The sequence below is a fragment of the Pantoea sp. IMH genome, assembly GCF_000599885.1.
Lineage (GTDB): Bacteria > Pseudomonadota > Gammaproteobacteria > Enterobacterales > Enterobacteriaceae > Erwinia.
This window is the reverse complement of record NZ_JFGT01000006.1, coordinates 700,791-720,482: the sequence shown is the minus strand read 5'-3', so window position 1 is coordinate 720,482 and position 19,692 is coordinate 700,791. Positions and strand designations below refer to the sequence as shown.

Here is a 19,692-nt window from a genome sequence, read left to right as displayed (position 1 = left end):
TCATTTACTCTCGCGCTTCATCGTCATCGGTATCACCGTATCGGCATTATAAACGCCGTTACACTCTGCCGGGCCGCTGGCCCCTTGTGAGCAAACCAGCTCAGGCATCTTGTAGCGCGATCCGTCGCTGCATTTTGCTGTGGTGCGGCTGTTGATTACCAGGTTGCCGGACTGCATCAGTCCAGCATAGACGGTAACGCGGCACTCACTGCCATTCCCCTGGGTCATTCTGGCCAGCCCTTTGCCATTTTTAAACTGATAACGCAGGCTCGGCGGCTTGCCGGTCAACGGGTTTTTAATGTGCACAATGACGCGCCATTTGCCGTCAAGGAATTTGGTCGATCCGAGTTTCACCGAGAGCGAAGGCATAACCAGATCGTCCGCCGCGACCGGTTTATCAGGCACTGTTTCAGCCAGCTTAGCCTCTTCTGCTGCGGGTTCAGCCGCGGGCGCTTCTTCTTTCACTGGGGCTACCTGAGCGGGCGCAACAGGCAGGGCCGTATCAGGTGCCGTTACAGGATCGGCAGGAGGGGCCACTTCAGGCGTGACTGGTCTCTTCTCTGCTTCAACGGGCTTCGTTACATCAGGCGCAGCGGGTTTTTCTACCGGAGCGGCTGGGGCTGTAACAGGCTTGCTGGTTTCCGTCGCGGATGGCGTCGCAGCCTCCTGTGGCGTACAGCCTTTTAACTGAATGCCAAAGGTAATGAGCAGTGCCGCTGCCGGTAATGCCCAGCCATAGCGAAGCAGGGCCGTCTTGATCGGTTTTGTCGCAACTGCTGGTGCTGAGACCACTGGTTTGGCTTGTTCTGTCGCAGGCTGAGGTTCAGGTTCCGGTTGGGGAAGCGGGATCGCTTCTGCTGCCACAGGTGCGGCGGCCGCAACGACAGCAACAGTCGGCGTGACCGGAGCGGGCGCCGGTACCAGCGGTTCATCGGGCTCGGCAAGCTTCGATAACGTCAGCGGCGGTTCCACAGTGAGCGTCTCACGCAGAGAGTCGAGCGCGTCGGCATGCTTTTTATCGAGGCTGACAAAGCCCCAGAAGGTAATGACCGGCTTGCCGCCGACCAGATAGACAAAATTACGGTCAGGAAACTGGATGGCTTTTGCCAGTAGCGCGCCGAACAGTTTCTGGCCCGGTTTATCCGCGTGTTTTGCACGCTGGCAAATCTCAGCCACCGCCTGTTGACAGGCTTCCAGCTGACTCAGCGCATGGCTGCGGATGCTCTCATCGGCGGCGGCCCAGGAGGTGACTTTCCCGGAAACGGGCGCATACCAGTCCAGACGATCGCCCGCGTCATTGGGCTGCGGGATCGCCAGGCAATCCGCTATCTGCTGCTGCTTTCTCAGGCGCAGCGTTTCGCGCAACTGAAGTGCTGACAGAAAAACAGGCTGTCCGTTCACGCCAAGGGCGAGAACAGCATCCAGACTTCCGCTGCGTAAAAATGTTTTAGCCACGCAAAAAGACCTTTTTAGTCAGGGATCCGGGGTAAGTAATAAGGAGATATCCGGGTTCAGCACTACTGTAGGGGATTTGACTTAAAATCAAAGGCAGAAACAGAGGGGCAAACCGGCCACTCCTTTTCCAATAAAACAGTCGCGCGTTATAAATGAAGAAGATGCAGTGAGCCTGAGAAGGTGTTGCAGGCCGACTGGCAGAGATTAGCTTGGGTAAAACCGCACTCCAAACGGTGCGACTGACGTTATCAGTTGGCGTGTCATGCTATCTCTCTTGCTAATGACAAGCAGCATCAGAAAATCATAAGAAAGCGCAAAACAGCATGCTGGCAGTTTTTTTGAACGCCGCTTTCCTGACTTTATAACCAAATGAATAGCGCGCTCCTGTTTTGCGCGCTATTTAAATCTTAATCTTTTGCCTGTGCTGCCGATAACCGTTTATGTGACGAACACCATAAATATGACAAAAAAGGTTACAACATGCTCAGCACGATTAAATCAGGCGTTTTATCACGTTTTTCGGTCACGTCCTCGCGTCATTCCCGCGAGACACTGAACTCGCTGAATGACGCGATCGCCATGATTGAATTTTCACCAGAAGGCAAAATAGTGGCAGCAAATGCGCTTTTCCTGGAAAAGATGGGCTATACGGCGGAGGAAGTCATCGGACAGCACCACCGCATGTTCTGTCCGGACGCGCTGATAAACGCACCGGAATATAGTCAGTTCTGGGCGCGGCTTCGTCGGGGTGAAAGCTTCAGCGATAAGTTTCTCCGCCTGGCAAGGCACAGTCGCCCGGTCTGGCTGGAAGCCAATTATGTGCCGGTACAGGATCGTGGCGGGAGGGTGATAAAAATCGTCAAGCTGGCCACGGACATTACGGAACGTATCCTTGACGTGCAGGAACTGCGTGCCATGACCAATGCCATCGATCGCTCAATGGCGGTAATCGCTTTCAGCCCGGAAGGCAATGTATTGCGGGCCAACGGTAACTTTCTTAAGACCATGGGCTACCGCGATAATGAAGTTGTCGGCCAGCACCACCGACTGTTCTGCTCTCCTGAGCTGAGTAAAAGCGCGGAATATGCGGATTTCTGGCGCAAACTGCGCCAGGGCGATTTCATTTCTGGCCAGTTTCACCGCATAGACAAACAGGGCAATACCCGCTGGCTGCGGGCCACCTATAACCCCGTGTTTGACGAAAACGGGGAACTGTATGAAGTAGTAAAATTTGCCACTGACGTGACGGCTCAGGTGGAGAAAAATCAGCGCGAGCGGGAAGCGGCGGCGCATGCTTACAACGCGGCACTGGAAACCAGCGAAAATACCCGTGTAGGCGTCACCGTGATTGAAAGTAGTGTACAAAAAATGAACGAAATCGCCAGCGATCTGCGTAAAGTCTCGGAAGACATTAATGGCCTCAGCAGCCAGTCTTCGCAAATCGGCGCCCTCGTCGACACCATCCGCAGCATCGCTAACCAGACCAATCTTCTGGCGCTCAACGCTGCCGTGGAGGCGGCAAGGGCGGGCGTACATGGCCGCAGCTTTGCGGTAGTCGCCAATGAGGTGCGCAGTTTGGCGGCACATATTAACAGCGCAAGCCAGGAAATCGCCGGCGTGGTGGATGACAATAAAACGCTGGCTGGTCAGGCGCAGAAACATATCATTGCCAACCTGACCAGGGCGGATCAGGGTATGACGCTGGTGAAAGAAGCCGGGGATGTGATCATGGATATTCAGACTAACTCAGCCCAGGTTGTTGAGGCGATCGGCAACGTCACTCACCAACTGGGTGACTGAACTTCAAAGCCGCTCAACCGGAGCGCTCTGCGGAACGGTAAAACGGGCGGCATGATCATCTCAGGGATGATCGGCCATCCCTGATTGTTCACCAGGCGCTGCTTATTCACAGGTTCTGAGAAGGAACGGCTGTGCGAAGTGTGCGGAGAAGAAGATCACAGAGGCTATCTACCGCCACCGAATTTTTCGACGCCCGACTTCGGTATACAGAAACTTCCATCGGCTCCAGAGGGCCCAGCAGCTGTTCCCTGCCCAGAATTTTCAGGTGCGGGGGAACACTACATTGGGTCAGCACAGCTACTGCCAGCCCGCTTTCAACGGCGGCAATCTGCCCAGCAAGGCTTGAACTGTTATAAACCACCTTATATCTGCGACCCTGTAGCGCTAACGCGTTGATAGCACTATGCTTCGCGAGGCTTGTACTTTCGTAGACCGCAATGGGGAGAGGATCGCGTCTCCAGACCTCGAACTGCGCTGAACCGACCCAAACCATCGGCTCATAGAATAATAAAGTCCCCTGACTGGGATGCTCCCGCGAAACCAGCGCAAGATCCAACTCGCCACTCTCGACGCGGGGAATCAGAGACGTCGATTGTTCACAGCTTAACTCGATCTCTACCGTACCAAAATTCGGCGCAAACCTTCGCAGAGCGGGCGTCAGGTATTTTGCCGCATAGTCGTCAGGCACGCCAAGGCGGATACGTCCTGTCAATTCGCTGCCATGGAATGCGGTCTGAGCCTCAGCGTGCAGATCGAGCATTCTACGGGCATATCCCAGCAGTTTTTGCCCCTCGGCGGTGAGCTGATTCTGCCGGGGACCGCGTAACAGCAGCTGACAGCCCAGCGAGGCCTCCAGCTTTTTGAGCTGCATGCTAACGGCAGACTGGGAGCGATGAACGCCTGGCGCAGCGGCAGAAAGTGAACCCGCGTCCACGACCGCTACAAAACATTTAAGCCAGTCCATCTGGAGATCAGGATAACCCACGTCGGTTCCTTTTATTCGCTAATCAAATAATTGCTTCTATTATTATGCGTTTCTGTTGAACCTGCAATGCAGGCATAGTGTGGCTTAGTTACGGCTTTTACTTTTAAGAGAAGGCGATGTGCCGCATGCCAAACATGACACCCGATTTATCTGTACTTAACTGTCGTCTGATCTTTGCGGGTTTTCGACAGCTTGTGCCTGTTTCACTCTTTGTTGCGATTTTTGGAGCTGCTTTTGGCCTCGCTGCCTCTCAGGAAGGAATGAGTCATGCCACGGCAGCCCTGATGAGCCTGCTGGTTTTTGCAGGTTATGCACAATTTGCCGCGCTGGAGCTCTGGGGAGAACATGTGCCGTTATTCACGCTGATAGCGACGGTGTTTGCGATCAATGCCCGGCACCTTTTAATGGGAGCCACTTTATACCCATGGTTACGCTTTGCCTCCCCGGCTAAACGTTATGGCATCATGATGGTTGCATCTGACGTTAACTGGGCCATGTCCCTACAGGCACTCAACAAAGGAAAACCGGGGCTGGGCCTGTTATTGGGTGGCGGTCTGGCCCTCTGGTTATTCTGGGTAGCCGGCACGATGGCGGGGCTCTGTTTCGGTAGCGCAATCAGCGATCCCAAACGTTACGGTCTCGATATGGTGATGGGATGTTTTCTCCTCTCGATGGTTTTTGAAGGGGAACGAAACCCAGGGATGTGGACTATCTGGGCGGTGGCGGCAGGCGCATCGCTGATGGCGTATAAATGGTTACCCGCAAATAGCCACGTAATAGTGGGCGCCCTGGCCGGAGGCCTCGCCGGGATGGTACTGGGAGGGAAGCGTAATGAACATTGATATGGTGGGGGCCGGCCCGTTAATTATCGTTATTGTGATGGCTTTGGTGACACTTGCCACCCGCTGGGGCGGCGTCTATATCATGTCTCTTGTACCTTTCAATAACAGAATCAGAACCTTCATTCAGGCTATGTCCGGCTCCGTTCTTGTGGCGATCCTCACTCCCATCGCCGCAACGGGCGACAGAGGTGCTCAGATGGCGTTACTTACAACCGCTATCCTGATGGTAGTGTTCAAAAGACCTTTGATTGCTATCACTGGTGGGATCATTATCTCGGTGCTGGTAAGGAAATATTTGCTGTTTGATTAATAAAGAGAAAAATGTGTCTGAAGAACCCCCTGTGCTGGTCCTGATACCCGGTTACATGCTGAATGAAAAACTCTGGGGTAAATTTGAGGCACATCTCCCGCCGCACTATCAGGTTTGTCACGCTTCCATCGAAGGGGGCAGGACCATTCAGGAGATAGCCCGGCATATGATTACATCGCTGCCTGAACGGTTCACTTTGATCGGTTTTTCGCTGGGTGGGTATCTCGCCTGACAGCTGGCAGCCGATTTTCCTGAGCGGGTGACATCTCTGGTACTAGTAGCAAGTTCGCTCAGAGAGGATAGGGCGCAGCAGGCTGAAACAAAACGACGAAGTACAGCGTCGATGCAGCCCACCACATTCAAAGGCCTGAGCCACACGGCGATTGCCGCCAAATCACTTCATCCCGATAACGCGACAGATCCGGTATTGATTGCTTTTATCCAGCAAATGGGACGCGATCTTGGCTATGACCGCTTTGTGACGCAATCACTGTTGCCCAGAAAAGATGTCCCGGCGGCAACCCTTAGCTGCCCCACGCTGGTGATTGCCAGCGCGGAGGACGTCCTGCGTCCACCAGAAGAAGTGAAGGAGCTGTCCGAAGCCATCCCCGGTGCATCATTTAAGATTCTGAGCGGCAGTGGACATATGTTACCTCTCGAACAACCTCAGCAGCTGGCAACGGAGATTACGAACTGGCTGATTAAAAACTGAGATAGCAGGCATGGCGTGAGGTTTTGACTGTTTTACGGGCAATCAGAACGGGTTATCGCGTCAATGACTCGTTATGGCCCCTAAGATGGCCCGGGCTTTGCTACACTCAGTCGCGACTATTCACGGAATTTGAGGTAATGCATGAAAATCAAAAGCTATGCGGCGATGAAGCCCGGTCAGGCGCTGGAAATGTACGAATATGACGCTGGCGAACTGGGCGCAGAGGAAGTGGAAGTCGAGGTTGAATATTGTGGTGTCTGTCATTCTGATTTGTCGATGATCGACAACGAGTGGGGCATCTCAAGTTATCCCACCATCGCCGGCCATGAAGTGATCGGCCGTGTGGCCGCGCTGGGCGAAGCGGCTAAGTCGAAAGGACTGAGCCTCGGCCAGCGCGTGGGAATTGGCTGGACGGCAAAAAGCTGCCAGCACTGTGATGCCTGCATTAACGGCGAACAGGTGAACTGTGAGCAGGGGACTACCCCTACCATTCTGAATCACGGCGGTTTCGCCGAGAAGCTGCGGGCCGACTGGCAGTGGGTGATCCCATTGCCTGAGTCGCTGGATGTGGAAAGTGCAGGGCCGCTGCTTTGCGGTGGGATTACCGTGTTTAAACCGCTGCTGATGAGCAATATCACCGCGACCAGCCGGGTTGGCGTGATCGGCATCGGCGGCCTCGGCCATATCGCCATTAAAATTTTGCGCGCGATGGGTGCTGAAGTTGTGGCGTTCAGCTCCACGCCGGATAAAAAGCAGTCCATTCTGGATATGGGTGCCGATGAGGTGGTCAACAGCCGCGATCCGGAAGCATTGAAGAAGCTGGCAGGGCGCTTCGATCTGATTCTGAGCACTGTTGCCGTGGATCTCGACTGGCAGCCCTATTTTGATGCGCTGGCGCCTCAGGGCAAATTCCATACCGTCGGCGCGGTGATGAAGCCGTTCCAGGTGAAAGCCTTTGACCTGATTATGGGCGACAAATCGGTCACCGGTTCATCCACCGGCTCGCCGGGTCAGTTACGCTCGCTGTTAAAACTGGCATCGCGCGCCAATATCGCGCCGAAAGTGGAGTTCTTCCCGATGTCCAGAATCAACGATGCGCTGGAACACGTCCGCGCCGGCAAAGCTAATTACCGTGTGGTACTGAAAGCCGATTTCTGATCGGCATAATCTCCTTTAAAGCCAGCCCATCAAAGTGCTGGCTTTTTTATGTCCGGCAATCAAAACTTTAGTAGTGACGTTGTCACTATTAAAGGTAATACACCGTTCAAAATTTTGCACCGCCCGCCTGGAATCAGTATGGTGTGCGTCTTATCGGTAAGGAGAGTGCATGAACGCTCACGTTTCAAAAGATCCGCTACACGGCGTTACGCTGGAGGCGATTATCAATGCGCTGGTCGCCCGCTATGGCTGGGCAGAGATGGCGCGACGCATCAACATTAATTGCTTTAAAAGCGATCCCAGCGTCAAGTCGAGCCTGAAATTTCTTCGCCGCACGCCCTGGGCCCGGGCTGAAGTTGAGGCGCTCTATATTGCCTCACTCAGTGAGGCGGAAGCGTTGCCTGCTGAAGATCCCTGGGCTGGCTGGAAAAAGAAAGGCGACGCGTAATGCGCGGTTTATCACATTTGAGCCGTTTACTTAAGCGCTGAGCAGCGCGAGTCTTCATGTCCGGTTATTATCACCCACCAGCATAATGCCTGCTGATCCTTTTCAGTTGCGCATGAATACTGAGCGCCGTAATCCTCAGGTTTACTGAACAAATCAGGAATCAGTCATGACATTAATTGATGAATTGAAGGCGAAGTATCCGCAGGCGATGGCATGGGCCATCGGCGATAACCCTGAGATGGCCGATGAGCTTGCCGCGCTTGTGGTGGCAGGGCGTAAAACCGCTTCCTGTGGCTCGCTCACATCCTATCTCTCTGAGCAGAACCCGCTTAAAGTTGGCAGCTATCACATCATTCTGGATGGGCGACAACAGCCTGTTTGCGTGATCCGGATGGTGGCGCTGCGGCTGGTTAAATTCTCAGCGGTGACGGAATCCTTAGCGAGAAAAGAGGGCGAAGGGGATCTGAGTCTGGACTACTGGCGCAGAGAGCATCAGGCGTTTTTTACGCGGGAAGGGACTTTCTCAGAGGATATGGAGCTTATTGCGGAAGAGTTTACTGTGGTTGAGATCGTCTGACTGCATAGAATCTGCCTCGTCGGATTTGCGGCCGGTACTGTTCGCGCAGTTATTGAGTAGTCATCAGATTGCATAGGAAAGTTCAAACCCAACATATTAGTTACAACATACAAATCAGTGCCTTAAAATAAACTCTACTTAACCTACGTCGTTTTTGGTTTTTTAATGCAGGTGTAAAAGGGCGGGAGAACAATAGCTTACGCGAATACTTCCGCTGGAAGTAACGGTTTCGCATTTGCTTATGAAATCTCTACAGGTTCTTATGCCGGACAATTTGGGCAGAGCAATCATTCGCTTATCAGGTTTCTGCGTGAGATAAACGCGGTTCAACGGGTTTTGAATTAATCGCAGCAAATAAAAAAGGCTGAGTTTCCCCAGCCTGAGTAAAAGTACGTCACAGACGTGTAGCTATCAGATCACGGCGACGCCACCCGTCACTGCGATATTGGCACCTGAAATGTAGCTGGCTTCATCGCTGGCCAGCATAACGTACGGTGCCGCCAGCTCAGCAGGCTGACCCGCGCGTTGCATAGGGACAGCGCTACCAAAATCTTCGACCTGATCGGCAGGCATCGTTGACGGGATCAACGGCGTCCAGATAGGGCCGGGCGCAACGCAATTAGAACGGATCCCTTTCTCAGCAAGCAACGCCGCCAGGCTGCCGGAGAAATTAATGATCGCCGCTTTGGTGGCAGAGTAGGCGATAAGCTTAGGTTTCGGGCTGTCAGCATTGATCGAGGCTGTGCTGATTATGGAGCCGCCAGGCGGCATATGCGGCACGGCGGCTTTGCAGATATAGAACATCGCATAGATGTTTGTCTTCATGGTCCGGTCAAACTCGTCATCGCCGATCTCATCCAGGGAATCACGCGTCATCTGGTAGGCGGCGTTATTCACGACAATATTGATCTCGCCAAAAGCCTCAACGGCGCGCTGCACAATGGCGTTGCAGTGCGCAGCGTCCGTCACATCGCCGGGAACCAGCACGGCCTTACGTCCGGCTTCCTCAATAAGACGCGCTGTCTCTTTCGCATCCTCATGCTCATCAAGGTAAGAGATGAGAACGTCTGCGCCTTCACGTGCATAGGCGATAGCGACCGCGCGGCCAATACCGGAATCACCACCGGTAATAATCGCCTTTTTACCGGTCAGGCGGCCTGAACCTTTATAGCTCTCTTCACCATGGTCGGGCAGAGGCTGCATTTCACCGGTCTTTCCGGGCCACTGTTGCTGCTGCGAAGGGATTGAAGATGGTCGGTGAGACGAATTCGACATGGAAGCTCCTCGCGTTTTCTTGTCACTCAGTATCCGCACCCAACTTAAGGCACGACAAATAATTGAGGATAAACATTAGGTTAAAATGGCTGGTTTTCCTCATCAGGCATTAAGTGTAGTACAGAATTCTGAGGCCATGCCGCAACAGTAAGCTTCAGGCACCTTTCCCGGCAAGGCAGAAAAACGCTGACTATGCTGAAAGGGTATTTACAGAACCGGGAGGAAATATGTCAGAGAACAATCGGGATTTAATGCCCTATAACCTTTTCTATATTCAGGATCGCCTGCTGGTACAAAATATTGATGGCCATCTGGTAGACATCGGCGGGGCGAAGGAAGAAGCGGGGTGCTTTCACTGGCAGCTTGATGGCAATCAAGAACAGGGCGATCAGAGTGATTCCGTAGAAGCTATGCTGTGTGACGTCGAACAGCACCTGAGCTTTCTGTTTCTGGATGGGCAGTTCACCAGTCTGGAAGATTTGAGTGACCGTTATGCCGGAGAGCTGGAAAATGCGCCTTCTCGCCAGATTTTGCTGCATGAACTGAGTGAACGCGATCGGAAGTCAGTTCGTTAAAGTGAAAGCTTGATTGAGGTCGCTGGCATTAAAAAAAATGCCGGCGTATTTCAGAAAGAGACTACTGGTTATGGTAAATCGTTGCGCTGTAACCTCAATGGAACAGCAAATTATTTATGGCCCTGATTTTGATACGCCATTCAGGAAAGGCCTGTTAGCGGCAAAAATGTAAAATAGCATAATCCCTGATATGTTATTAATTAACAGAATGACATCCCATAACTCGAGGTAATACCTTGATTTACCATAATAAACTAATTTCTTGTTTGATGGTCTCTTCTGTGGCTTTCATCAGCGGATGCACCGATATCACCGCAGAAAAAGCGAACAACTCTAATTATCCGACCCAGGTGGCTTTACACGCATTAGGGGAGACTTTCCAGAGTAGTGCCTCTAACTTAGTCATCACTCAACAAGTTAATCGTGGAGAGTTACCTGATAGAGCGGTGGTGACAATTGAAGAATCAGGGATGCAGGATGATTCTGTCTCTGCCGAAAAAACAGTTTTCACAATGCGTTACCAGGATGGTAAATGGCAAATCGTTAACCGGATAAAAACACAACGGTGCTGGGCAGGGCGGGGACATCAGGAATTTTCTGAGCAACGTTGTAATTAGATCTTCAGGCTCATTTTAAAGGCGATGCGGAACTGATGAGCATATCGTCCCTTTTCAGTGAGCGCATGGGTTGTTGCTGTGTGGGTTTTCCGTACGGCCGAGAAGGGCTTAGCGACGGCTGATACAGACTATGAACGGTAATTATTTCGTATATTCTGAACCCATAATTAACAGTCTGGGTTCTCACAAATACCATAAGGTCCGTCATGAAACCGATCAGCCGGCAAAACATGTATCATTCAACAAATGAGAAGACCATTGCGATATGGGAGAAAAATGCAGGAATCGGGGAAATCCGGGAAGAAAACTACTACGATCCGGTAAAAATCGCGCTTGCAGCAGGCATACAGCCGCTTGCGTCACCAGATGTCTCACGTCTTTTATGTGAACTGAAACGCCTCACACAAGATGATCCCCTTGCCGATACGCTGCCAGGGGATGGTTTCCATTTTACCTTCTTACCTCTGACTCCGCCGCTCTATAACCTCAACGAGCCATTGCCAGCGAAAGTGGATCAATTGAAAAGTATCTGGTCTGAATTTCATGCGAAAAGAATAGTTATCAGGGATCTCCGGTTAGTGGTGTTACCCAGTCAGTTATTGCTTGCGGGAATACCTGACCGTCCTGCGATAGCCATGCGCCACTCATTCTGCGAAAAGGTTCTGGATTCTGACTGGAACAATGAGTTGCTGATGCGCCATAGCAGCAGCCCATTACCGGCCCCGTTCTGGCATAGTACTGTTTTACGCTACAACGCTGCTTTTTTACCCGCGAGCGTACGCCAGTTATTTTTTGAACGACAGGAGATGAATTTCGGAGATATTGCTGGAGAACTGACATTAGCGAGAGTTAACTACAACTGGACAACATGTTATCCGTTAAATAATTAACTGAGGCGATGAGATTACATTTCAAATTATACTTACTGATCGACTTCCTGAAAGCGATAATACTCTGTCCCGTTTTTTATCTTTGCCGCTCAGGAGTCATCTCTCTGGTATTTCAGGAGATCAACGCCGAAGTTAAAGCTGAGCTATTTATCTGTCATTGTCATAACAGCAGCCCTTTGCACTCATGCTCCCGTGCAGGTTATGGCATTTCAGTAGCCCCTGATAGTCCGCCGTACAGTACTGCTCGCTTCTGTTCGTATGAACAATGACCTGTATCAGCGTTCAAACGAGTCACTTACTCTTCATCCTGTCACTTCACAGTTTCTGCTGCAAAAGGGGTTAACTATATCCCGCTTGATCACAGTCAACCCAGAAAAGAGTTATGCATTTTATGGTCCCCTTTGGATGCAATGAGGGTACTTATAATGAAAAAAAGACTGCATGAGATTTTAAATACACAAATCTCACGACGGGAGACGGTGACGGCTGCTGCAAAAATCGGCTCTGCCGTTGCGTTAAGTAATGCGATTTCTCTGCCATTTTCGGCGATAGCAGAGGCTGTGCCCGAAACAGCCTCGGTGAATAACGCTGAAGCCGTGCGTCACAGCGCGTGTCTGGTTAATTGCGGCAGTCGCTGCGCGCTGAAAGTGATCGTTAAAGACGATCGTATTGTCCGTATCGAACCTGAAGATGCCATTAATGATACGGTGTTTGGCTAACACCAGATCCGCCCCTGTTTGCGCGGGCGCTCCAACCGCTGGCGTGTGTACAGCCCGGACCGGATTAAATACCCTATGAAGCGGGTCGGTAAACGCGGCGAAGGTAAATTCAAACGTATCAGCTGGGAGGAAGCCACCGCGTTCGTGGCGGCGGAACTTAAGCGCGTAACGGAAAAATATGGCCGCGAGGCCATTTATTATAACTACCAGACCGGGGCTTATTATCACACCCAGGGCACGCCGGCCTGGAAACGCCTGCTGAATCTCACTGGTGGCTACCTGAATTACCATAACACTTATTCCACCGCGCAAATCGCCACCGCCACGCCGTACACGCACGGTAAGTACGTTGGCAGCCATTTTTCGCAAATTGCGAATTCCGATCTGGTGGTGTTTTTCGGCATGAACCTGTCGGAAACGCGCATGTCCGGCGGCGGTCAGGTCGAAGAACTGCGCCGGGCGCTGGAAACATCAAAAGCCAGGGTGATAATTATCGACCCGCGTTATACCGATTCGGTGATCGCCGAGCATGCCGAATGGCTGCCAATCCGCCCAACCACCGACGCCGCGCTGGTCGCCGGTCTGGCCCATACGCTGATTAATGAAAATCTGATCGACGAAGCGCTGGTCAATCACTACTGCGTCGGTTTCGATCGTTCCACACTGCCGGAAAATGCTGCGCCTGATGCCAGTTATAAAGATTACGTAATGGGTACAGGCAACGATGGTATTGAGAAAACGCCGGAATGGGCGGCTCAAATCACCGGCATTCCGGCGACACGCATCAAACAGCTGGCGCGGGAAATCGCGGCGGCACGCGCCTGCTACATCGGTCAGGGGTGGGGGCCGCAGCGCCATGCCAACGGCGAGCAAACGGTCCGCGCTATCCAGACGCTGCCGGCCATTACCGGACATTTTGGATTGCCGGGTACCAATAACGGCAACTGGCCTTACGGCACCCGGTATGGCGTCCCGCTGCTGCCCACCGGCACCAACCCGGTTAAAGCCTCTATCCCGTGCTATCTGTGGACCGATGCGATCCTCAATCCGGAAAAAATGACCGCCACCACCATGGGCGTGAAAGGTGTCGGGAAACTGAACGTCGGCATTAAACTGTTTTTCAATCAGGCCGGTAACACGCTGCTGAACCAGCACGGCGATATCAACCGCACCCGTAAAATTCTCGCTGATGAATCGCTATGCGAAACCATTATCGTGATTGAAAACCATATGACGCCGAGCGCCAAATACGCCGATCTGCTGCTGCCGGAAACCAGCTATCTGGAAGCGGAAGATCTGGTCGATAGCTCGTATTCGGCGGGTTCCCATAACTACATGATTGCAATGCAAAAAACGATTACGCCGATGTGGGAAGTGCGCAGCACCTATGACATATGCGCCGATATTGCGGGACATCTGGGGCTGCGCGAGAAGTACACCGAAGGGCGCACACAGGCGCAGTGGGTGGAATACCACTATCAACAGGTACGGGAAAAACGCGCCTATCTGCCGGAATGGGGTCCGCTTGGAAAACGGAAAATATCCTACGCTAAGCTTGTTTCTTAATCTGGCATGACGGGCAACTTTGAGCGACGCAGACGTTATACTACCTTCCCTGGCAGTATTGATCTGGGAATGATCCCCCTAACTTAGATCATTCGAACTGAAGAAATATTTGGGAAAAACAGATATAAAAGCCCGCTAATGAATCGGGCATGCCTGGCCGTCAGATTTTTGCCTGATTGACCCGTGCAGTAAGTTCCTGATGACTTTCTTTCCTTTCGCTGTAGCGGTCAGACAGGTAGCCCGTGTGTCCTTTCAGGAGTAACGTCATTTTGAACAACTCTTCTGTAACGTCGACAATCCTGTCATACCAGGGCGAGGGGTTCATACGCCCTTCATCATCAAATTCCTGCCATGCCTTTGGCACTGACGACTGATTAGGAATGGTGAACATCCTCATCCAGCGGCCAAGTATCCGCATCTGATTGACCGTATTAAACGACTGTGAACCGCCACAAACCTGCATCACGGCCAGCGTTTTGCCCTGGGACGGACGAACGGCCCCTTCACTCAGGGGTATCCAGTCAATCTGGGCCTTCATCACCGCGCTCATGGCACCATGTCTTTCCGGAGAACTCCAGACCATTCCGTCACACCACCTGACCAGCTCGCGGAGCTCGAGCACTTTGGGGTGACTTTCCGGGGCATCATCGGGTAACGGCAGACCGGATGGGTTAAAGATTTTCACCTCAGCGCCCATCTTTGCCAGCAACCGTCCGGCCTCTTCCGCTGCAAAACGGCTGTAGGACCGCTCTCGTACTGAGCCATAAAGGATGAGAATACGCGGCATGGTTTCGTTGTTGCCCATAAGTTTGCTGGCAAGCGCATCATCAAAATAAGCCGGTTCGATTGCCGGTAAGTCGGTCATAAAAAAATCTCCATTTCATAAGCTATGCTTTAAAAACTATCACATATGAAATATCATATGTATTATTATTTTTATCGAGGTTAAACATGCTACAGCCTGTTCAGCTTTTTAAACTGCTCGCGGACGAAACCCGTTCGACCATCGTGTTGCTCCTCAGGGAGTCTGGTGAGATGTGCGTCTGTGACATCTGTGGGGCAACCGCAGAATCTCAGCCAAAAATATCACGACATATGGCGCTGTTACGTAAAGCAGAACTGGTCATCGACCGCCGTGAAGGAAAATGGGTGCACTACCGGCTGTCATCACATATGCCTGCCTGGGCCGCGGGTATTATTGATACGGCCTGGAACTGTGAGCGCGAAAATATACGTAATAAGCTCAGTAGCGCGGCATCAGCTGCCTGCTGAAGATGATATATACATTCGAATAAACAAATGTGAATGGAGTTTCTGATGTTACTGGCTGGTGCTATCTTTTTATTCACGCTCGTCCTGGTTATCTGGCAACCCAGAGGGCTGGGCATTGGCTGGAGTGCCTCACTGGGCGCAATTCTGGCATTGCTGACTGGCGTCGTTCATCTGGGGGATATTCCTGTGGTCTGGCAGATAGTGTGGAATGCGACCGCCACCTTTATTGCCGTGATCATCATCAGTCTTCTGCTCGACGAATCCGGCTTCTTTGAATGGGCCGCGCTGCACGTTGCCCGTTGGGGGAATGGCCGGGGGCGGCTGCTCTTCACCTGGATCGTCCTGCTTGGCGCGATGGTCGCGGCACTGTTTGCCAACGACGGTGCGGCACTGATCCTGACGCCTATCGTTATCGCGATGCTGCTGGCGCTGGGGTTCAGCCGGGGAGCAACCTTAGCGTTTATCATGGCCGCAGGGTTTATCGCTGACACGGCAAGCCTGCCGCTGATTGTCTCAAATCTGGTGAATATCGTCTCGGCGGATTTCTTTAAGCTGGGTTTCTCCGAATATGCCGCCGTGATGGTCCCGGTTAACCTGGCCGCGATTGCGGCTACGCTGGTGATGTTACATCTGTATTTCCGCAAAGACATTCCCGCCGTTTACGACGTTTCTCTGCTGAAAGAACCGAAAGACGCTATACGTGATGTGAATACCTTTAAAACCGGCTGGCTGGTTCTGGTGTTGCTTCTGGTGGGATTCTTCGGACTGGAGCCGCTGGGCGTACCGGTCAGTCTGGTCGCGGCCGCTGGTGCATTGCTTCTGTTTGCTGTTGCGAAAAAAGGGCATGCCATTAACACCGGTAAGGTACTGCGCGGTGCGCCCTGGCAAATCGTTATCTTCTCGCTGGGGATGTACCTGGTGGTCTACGGCTTACGAAATGCCGGTCTGACCCACTATCTCTCTTCCTTGCTGAATCAGCTGGCAGAGCAGGGATTATGGGCGGCAACGCTGGGTACGGGCTTCCTGACGGCCTTCCTGTCATCAGTGATGAACAATATGCCGACCGTGCTGGTCGGGGCGCTGTCGATTGATGGCAGCACAGCGACCGGCGTTATCAAAGAAGCGATGATTTACGCCAACGTCATCGGCAGCGACCTGGGGCCTAAAATTACCCCTATCGGCAGTCTGGCAACATTGCTGTGGCTGCACGTTCTGTCGCAGAAAAACATCAAAATTACCTGGGGATATTACTTCCGGGTGGGCATTGTCATGACAATCCCCGTGCTGTTTGTCACGCTGGCAGCACTGGCACTTCGTCTGTCTTTCACTTTGTAATGAGATACTGATATGAGCAACATTACCATTTATCACAACCCGGCCTGCGGCACGTCACGCAATACCCTTGAAATGATCCGCAACAGCGGTACAGAGCCGACCGTTATTCATTATCTTGAGACACCACCATCACGAGATGAACTGGTTAAACTTATTGCGGATATGGGGATCTCGGTACGAGCGCTGCTGCGTAAGAATGTCGAACCTTTTGAAGCGTTAGGGCTGGCGGAAGACCGCTTTACTGACGAACAGTTAATCGACTTTATGTTGCAGCATCCTGTTCTGATCAATCGTCCCATCGTGGTGACGCCGCTGGGAACCCGGTTGTGTCGTCCTTCTGAAGTCGTGCTGGATGTTCTTCCCGATGTACAGAAAAATGCGTTCACTAAAGAGGATGGTGAGAAGGTGGTTGATGAAAAAGGAAACCGGCTGAACTAAACGTGTTCTGGTGACGAAGGGCGAGAGAACTCGCCCTTTTTTTATTCAAAAAATCAGAGCTAACGGAGGATCAGTAGCGGTTGCTGCGTCTTTTGCAGCATTTCGGAGGTATGACTACCGATAAAGAACTGCCGCAACCTGGAATGACCGTAGGCCCCCATCACTATCAGATCGACAGCATTTTCCTCGGCGTAACGAATAAGCGCGTCCCCGACTGATTGCCCGATAAGAAGTGTTATGCTGTTTTCTATACCCGCGTCACGTAAAATTTGCTGTGCGGTCAGCAGCTCTTCCTTCTTACCGTTTACCATGACAAGGTGGCACTCCAGCCTCCTGAGTAAGGGACTCAACGTCAGACGTTCCAGGTTTCTCCTGCTTTCTTCACTGCCATCTAAAGCAAACATGGCTCTGGAAGGTGCTGAGAAGTTCTCCGGAACAACCAGCAGGGGCTTCTTTTGTAGACGAATAATGCTTTCCAGATGAGAGCCTACCGGATGCTGACTGCCACAACGCCCCAGCACCATGAGACGAAGGTCGCTCAGCTCAGCCAGAATTTCATCCGGTGTACCGTGTTTTTGCATCAAAAGCACATTCGGGCTTCCCTGTTTTTGAAGCAGTTCAGCACAACTTTCCAGTATTGCTTTCCCCTGGGCCATCAGCAGGCGATTACGTTGCCCTTCAATTTCTACCAGCTCATCGGTCAGCAATTGCTGACTGTCTATGCCGAGAGTGCCGGTTAGATCTGACACCACCGGGGTGCTGTCTTTTTCGATAACGTGCAACAGTGCGAGCTGTGATTGCAAAGTGCGGGCAGCCCACGCCGCATATTCACACACTGACCGCGTTGAAAGTGAACCGTCCACACAGGCTGTAACAGTATTATTCATAGTTTCCCTCCGGTCTGTTAATGACCGCCCATCAGTTTTTCGACTTCTTCAGGTTTATCATGAACACCAAACCGGTCAACGATGGTGCGGGTAGCTTCATTCATTTCACGTATCTCAACCCCGGTGCCCTCTCTGCGTAACTTAATGACCACCTTATCCAGAGCGCTGACGGACGTGATGTCCCAGAAATGGGCGTGTGAAACGTCTATCACCACATTCTCAATCGCTTCACGGAAATCAAAGTGGCTGGTAAAGCGGTCTGCTGATGCAAAGAATACCTGGCCGGTGACGGTATACGTCCGGCTCGTTCCCTCCAGAACTGACGTTACGCGCATGAACCGGGATACTTTAGTGGCAAAGTTGAGCGAAGCAATCAGTACGCCGGTCAGCACGCCGAAGGCCAGATTATGTGTTGCCACTACAACCGCGACAGTGGCAAGCATGACCACGCTGGTTGAAAGGGGGTGTGTCCGCAGGTTGGCAATGGAGCGCCAGGAGAATGTCCCGATGGAAACCATAATCATCACCGCGACCAGCGCTGCCATCGGGATTTGGGAGACCCAGTCGCGCAGGAACACAATCAGGCAAAGCAGCACCACGCCCGCCGTGAGGGTTGAAAGTCGTCCGCGTCCACCGGATTTTACGTTGATAACGGATTGCCCAATCATCGCGCAACCTGCCATACCTCCGATAAAGGATGTGCAGATGTTCGCGATGCCCTGAGCTTTGCATTCCCGGTTTTTGTCGCTTGGCGTGTCGGTCATGTCATCCACGATAGTGGCAGTCATCATCGACTCAAGCAGGCCAACCACGGCAAGCCCCGCAGAATATGGCAGTATGATGAGCAGCGTCTGAAGATTTAAAGGCACGTCCGGGAGCAGGAAGACCGGCAGGCTGTCGGGAAGTTTCCCCATATCCCCGACGGTTCGCACATCCAGATGCAGCCACATGGCAATCCCGGTCAGCACCACGATGCACACAAGCGGTGAAGGAATGGTTTTGTTGATATAAGGGAAGAGATAGATGATCCCCAGCCCTGCCGCAGTCATGGCATAAACATGCCAGGTCACATTGGTCAGCTCAGGCAACTGGGCCATAAAAATCAGTATTGCCAGTGCATTAACAAACCCCGTGACCACTGAGCGTGAAACAAAACGCATCAGCCCGCCAAGCTTCAGATATCCGGCTATCAGCTGGAATACCCCGGTCAGTATGGAGGCGGCCAGTAAATACTGTAAGCCATGATCTTTAACCAGCGTCACCATCAGGAGAGCCATTGCACCGGTGGATGAAGAAATCATCGCCGGACGCCCGCCAAAGAAGGCCATAACGAGAGGAATACAGAACGCCGAATAGAGGCCCACCTGGGGATCGACACCGGCGATAATGGAAAAGGCGATCGCTTCTGGAATGAGTGCGAGCGCGACAACAATACCAGCCAGAACGTCACCACGGACGTTACCCAGCCAGTCCTTACGCGTCGAGGACAGCAGCATAATAATTTCTCAGTTTTTAGATACAGTCAGCCCCTGAAGGCAGCATTTTTATGTACGGTAAAACACATCCGCAGACGGGATGTTATTGAGTGCGTTCTGAGGTTCGCTCAGTACGACGGAGGAAGGAAAAACTCAGGGTGGCGTAATACGCATAACGGTTGTCAGATTCTCCAAAGCGAGAGTGCATGTATTGCCGGGTCTGTTGCCCGGGATAAATGAGAGGCATAGGGTCTGAGCCAGGACCAAACCAAAGCCGCTCAATACTATAAACAAATTACAGGCAGGGTCAAATCTGGGGTTCAGTACATAAGTCCTCCCCAACAAGTGATACACAT

General features: G+C 52.3%; 20 protein-coding genes and 1 pseudogene. 15 read left to right on the top strand and 6 right to left on the bottom strand.

What is annotated here, in order from left to right; translation table 11 throughout:
- The gene (locus tag EA20_RS0117700; protein ID WP_024968096.1) at positions 1–1,455 is read right to left on the bottom strand and encodes an SrfA family protein; all 1,455 of its coding nucleotides are present in this window, start codon (positions 1,453–1,455) and stop codon (positions 1–3) included.
- Between the two features lie 480 nt (positions 1,456–1,935).
- Between EA20_RS0117700 and EA20_RS0117695 the strand changes: the two genes are divergently transcribed.
- On the top strand, positions 1,936–3,255 hold the full coding sequence (locus EA20_RS0117695; protein ID WP_024968095.1) for a PAS domain-containing methyl-accepting chemotaxis protein: 1,320 nt from the start codon (positions 1,936–1,938) through the stop codon (positions 3,253–3,255).
- A 106-nt stretch (positions 3,256–3,361) separates the two neighbouring features.
- On the opposite strand, the gene EA20_RS0117690 is transcribed toward EA20_RS0117695, so the two are convergent.
- On the bottom strand, positions 3,362–4,240 hold the full coding sequence (locus EA20_RS0117690) for a LysR family transcriptional regulator (RefSeq protein ID WP_024968094.1): 879 nt from the start codon (positions 4,238–4,240) through the stop codon (positions 3,362–3,364).
- Between the two features lie 116 nt (positions 4,241–4,356).
- Here EA20_RS0117690 and EA20_RS0117685 point away from each other — a divergent pair, with 116 nt between their 5' ends.
- The 7 genes from EA20_RS0117685 (at position 4,357) to EA20_RS0117660 (ending at position 8,287) form a co-directional block, all read left to right on the top strand.
- Positions 4,357–5,082: an AzlC family ABC transporter permease gene (locus tag EA20_RS0117685; protein WP_369699799.1), complete on the top strand. Its 726-nt coding sequence runs from the start codon at positions 4,357–4,359 to the stop codon at positions 5,080–5,082.
- Positions 5,072–5,392 (top strand): AzlD family protein, encoded by a 321-nt coding sequence (locus EA20_RS0117680; protein ID WP_024968092.1) that lies wholly within the window; start codon positions 5,072–5,074, stop codon positions 5,390–5,392. The genes EA20_RS0117685 and EA20_RS0117680 overlap by 11 nt, the downstream gene beginning before the upstream one ends.
- A gap of 13 nt (positions 5,393–5,405) precedes the next feature.
- On the top strand, positions 5,406–5,624 hold the full coding sequence (locus tag EA20_RS21190) for an alpha/beta fold hydrolase (RefSeq protein ID WP_235192670.1): 219 nt from the start codon (positions 5,406–5,408) through the stop codon (positions 5,622–5,624).
- Between the two features lie 111 nt (positions 5,625–5,735).
- A complete protein-coding gene (locus tag EA20_RS21185) occupies positions 5,736–6,104 on the top strand; it encodes an alpha/beta fold hydrolase (RefSeq protein ID WP_235192669.1) in 369 nt (122 codons plus the stop codon).
- Positions 6,105–6,245: 141 nt separating this feature from the next.
- Complete coding sequence (locus EA20_RS0117670; protein WP_024968091.1) at positions 6,246–7,262, top strand: NAD(P)-dependent alcohol dehydrogenase; 1,017 nt, start codon at positions 6,246–6,248, stop codon at positions 7,260–7,262.
- A gap of 169 nt (positions 7,263–7,431) precedes the next feature.
- A complete protein-coding gene (locus EA20_RS0117665; protein ID WP_024968090.1) occupies positions 7,432–7,710 on the top strand; it encodes a VF530 family DNA-binding protein in 279 nt (92 codons plus the stop codon).
- 166 nt (positions 7,711–7,876) lie between these two features.
- Complete coding sequence (locus tag EA20_RS0117660; RefSeq protein WP_024968089.1) at positions 7,877–8,287, top strand: ASCH domain-containing protein; 411 nt, start codon at positions 7,877–7,879, stop codon at positions 8,285–8,287.
- A gap of 411 nt (positions 8,288–8,698) precedes the next feature.
- On the opposite strand, the gene EA20_RS0117655 is transcribed toward EA20_RS0117660, so the two are convergent.
- Positions 8,699–9,562 (bottom strand): glucose 1-dehydrogenase, encoded by an 864-nt coding sequence (locus tag EA20_RS0117655; RefSeq protein ID WP_024968088.1) that lies wholly within the window; start codon positions 9,560–9,562, stop codon positions 8,699–8,701.
- Positions 9,563–9,789: 227 nt separating this feature from the next.
- Here EA20_RS0117655 and EA20_RS0117650 point away from each other — a divergent pair, with 227 nt between their 5' ends.
- The 4 genes and pseudogenes from EA20_RS0117650 to EA20_RS19900 all read left to right on the top strand — a co-directional run.
- Positions 9,790–10,137, top strand: coding sequence for a hypothetical protein (locus tag EA20_RS0117650; protein ID WP_024968087.1), 348 nt, complete (start codon positions 9,790–9,792; stop codon positions 10,135–10,137).
- A gap of 281 nt (positions 10,138–10,418) precedes the next feature.
- On the top strand, positions 10,419–10,754 hold the full coding sequence (locus tag EA20_RS20675) for a hypothetical protein (protein ID WP_235192668.1): 336 nt from the start codon (positions 10,419–10,421) through the stop codon (positions 10,752–10,754).
- Between the two features lie 206 nt (positions 10,755–10,960).
- Complete coding sequence (locus tag EA20_RS0117645) at positions 10,961–11,644, top strand: hypothetical protein (protein ID WP_024968086.1); 684 nt, start codon at positions 10,961–10,963, stop codon at positions 11,642–11,644.
- A 425-nt stretch (positions 11,645–12,069) separates the two neighbouring features.
- Positions 12,070–13,881, top strand: a pseudogene (locus tag EA20_RS19900) (DMSO/selenate family reductase complex A subunit); the annotation flags it as partial.
- A 208-nt stretch (positions 13,882–14,089) separates the two neighbouring features.
- Here EA20_RS19900 and arsH read toward each other — a convergent pair.
- Complete coding sequence (arsH, locus tag EA20_RS19895; RefSeq protein WP_038381717.1) at positions 14,090–14,794, bottom strand: arsenical resistance protein ArsH; 705 nt, start codon at positions 14,792–14,794, stop codon at positions 14,090–14,092.
- Between the two features lie 86 nt (positions 14,795–14,880).
- Between arsH and EA20_RS0117635 the strand changes: the two genes are divergently transcribed.
- The 3 genes from EA20_RS0117635 to arsC are packed head-to-tail and all read left to right on the top strand — an operon-like array spanning position 14,881 to position 16,974.
- The gene (locus EA20_RS0117635) at positions 14,881–15,201 is read left to right on the top strand and encodes a metalloregulator ArsR/SmtB family transcription factor (protein WP_024968085.1); all 321 of its coding nucleotides are present in this window, start codon (positions 14,881–14,883) and stop codon (positions 15,199–15,201) included.
- Between the two features lie 45 nt (positions 15,202–15,246).
- Positions 15,247–16,536 (top strand): arsenic transporter, encoded by a 1,290-nt coding sequence (locus EA20_RS0117630; RefSeq protein WP_024968084.1) that lies wholly within the window; start codon positions 15,247–15,249, stop codon positions 16,534–16,536.
- A gap of 12 nt (positions 16,537–16,548) precedes the next feature.
- Positions 16,549–16,974, top strand: coding sequence for a glutaredoxin-dependent arsenate reductase (gene arsC, locus EA20_RS0117625; RefSeq protein WP_024968083.1), 426 nt, complete (start codon positions 16,549–16,551; stop codon positions 16,972–16,974).
- A gap of 59 nt (positions 16,975–17,033) precedes the next feature.
- Here the strand turns inward: arsC and EA20_RS0117620 are convergent, their stop codons facing one another.
- Positions 17,034–17,861, bottom strand: a complete 828-nt coding sequence (locus EA20_RS0117620; RefSeq protein ID WP_024968082.1) for a universal stress protein — start codon at positions 17,859–17,861, stop codon at positions 17,034–17,036.
- 17 nt (positions 17,862–17,878) lie between these two features.
- Positions 17,879–19,357, bottom strand: a complete 1,479-nt coding sequence (locus EA20_RS0117615) for a SulP family inorganic anion transporter (RefSeq protein ID WP_024968081.1) — start codon at positions 19,355–19,357, stop codon at positions 17,879–17,881.
- Between the last annotated feature and the right edge of the window lie 335 nt (positions 19,358–19,692).